Below are 1,679 nucleotides of genomic sequence, written 5' to 3'. Positions count from 1 at the left end.
GCGATCTGTTTTTTATTTTTCTTATGAATTCTGCTTTGTTTAACAGTTCTATCAATATTGAATAATCGTCTTCCTGTGCCAAAACGCTATTAAGTTGTTTCCCTATGTACGGCTTAACCTTGGATTCTCCTCCAGAAACCTCGTTGCTGAAGACTTCTGGTTTATTATCACCTGTTAAATCATAATTAGTCGTTAAATTATTTTTATCAGTAATAGGTGATATATTGTATATTCCCTGTTCAAAGCGATTTATTAGAGAATTGTCTGCTGAAAAAGATTCTTTTATACCTTTTGAATCTTGTGCACCGATAGGAATAGATCTTTCTGCCAAAGCTAAAATATTGAAATATTCTGAACCTTCATTTCCTGCGCTAATATAAACGGGAATTCCTTTGTTTGTAATTTGCTCTATTGCCTCAATTGCTTGATTAAATACTTTAAATTCCTGAATTAATCGATCAGACTTACCGGGGTGCTGTAAATCAAGAATTGCCTTAGGTGCGAAAGGTATACTGGGATTTTTTAACCAGTTACGTATTTGAGTTTTATAATCTTTTAAATTTTCTCTATCTAATGGAAGTCCAGTACATTCTCTTAATGTATTTATCTCTATTTCCTGTCCTAATGATATATTTACTGCGTCTATTTTTTCTTCATTATCAATGGCATTGGCTAATTCTTTAAGTCTTAAAATAGGTTCAGTCATATTAAAAGAACCATCCTTATTATTTTTTATTTTAAGCTCTTGTATTTTTATGTCTGGATAGAAGGATTTTACTATTCTGCTGATTGTATCACCATGAGACAAATCTGGTATATTGTCTCCATCAATATCAATGACTTTTTGGTCGAAATTGCTTATTATTGCTACTAGAGGAGCACTAAACTTTTTTATTGTTGATCCTGTGAAGTTTATAAGATTTTCAAATAAAGAATCTGCGGTGCTAGTATTTGTAAATTTACATTCATCATAAGATTTACGGTTAATATTTTGAGTTGGTTTTGAGCTATTAATTTGTGGAGCAGGATTTGAAGTTGTATTATAGCTTCTAATATTGGTAATCATTGATAATTTCCCCCTTATTTATGTTTAGTAGTCTTAATTTTTATTAGGGTATAAATTTTATAAGGCTAAACATGAAGGTATTTGATAGAAAAAAATAATTTTTATGAGTTATATTTAGTGAAAATGCTTATATAGCAAGAATTAAATTTACTTACAAATTTCTTAATATTTAAAAAGATGCTCAATCGTTTAATTTATCTCTTGAGTTTAGGATAATAGAGTATATTAATAACTATCTATATATAATTTAATTGAGGAGTATAATAATGACTTTAGATTATATTAAACCTGGAAAAACACAGGATTATATAGATATTGAGGATAATTTAGGGGCTAGAAACTATAATCCTTTAGATATAGTTATTGATAGAGCTGAAGGGGTATGGGTTTATGATATTGAGGGGAGAAAGTATCTTGATTGTTTAAGTGCATATTCGGCAGTTAATCATGGACATTGCCACCCTAAAATCCTTGAAACACTAAAAGAACAGGCTGCTCAGGTAACTTTAACCTCAAGGGCTTTTCGCAATAGTCAGTTACCTTTATTTTATAAAGAATTAATTCAAATTACCGGTGTTGAAATGGTTTTACCTATGAATACCGGAGCAGAAGC

2 pseudogenes (both running past the window's edge) are annotated in these 1,679 nt (G+C 30.0%); one reads left to right on the top strand and one right to left on the bottom strand.

Going from position 1 to position 1,679, the window contains the following annotated elements:
* A pseudogene (locus A2255_02240) lies at positions 1-1,066 on the bottom strand (hypothetical protein); it reaches 80 nt to the left of the window's first position.
* A 266-nt stretch (positions 1,067-1,332) separates the two neighbouring features.
* Between A2255_02240 and A2255_02235 the strand changes: the two are divergent.
* Positions 1,333-1,679, top strand: a pseudogene (locus tag A2255_02235) (hypothetical protein) (it continues 656 nt past the right edge of the window).

This window comes from Candidatus Melainabacteria bacterium RIFOXYA2_FULL_32_9, from assembly GCA_001784615.1.
Lineage (GTDB): Bacteria > Cyanobacteriota > Vampirovibrionia > Gastranaerophilales > UBA9579 > UBA9579.
This window is presented reverse-complemented; position numbering and strand designations above follow the sequence as displayed.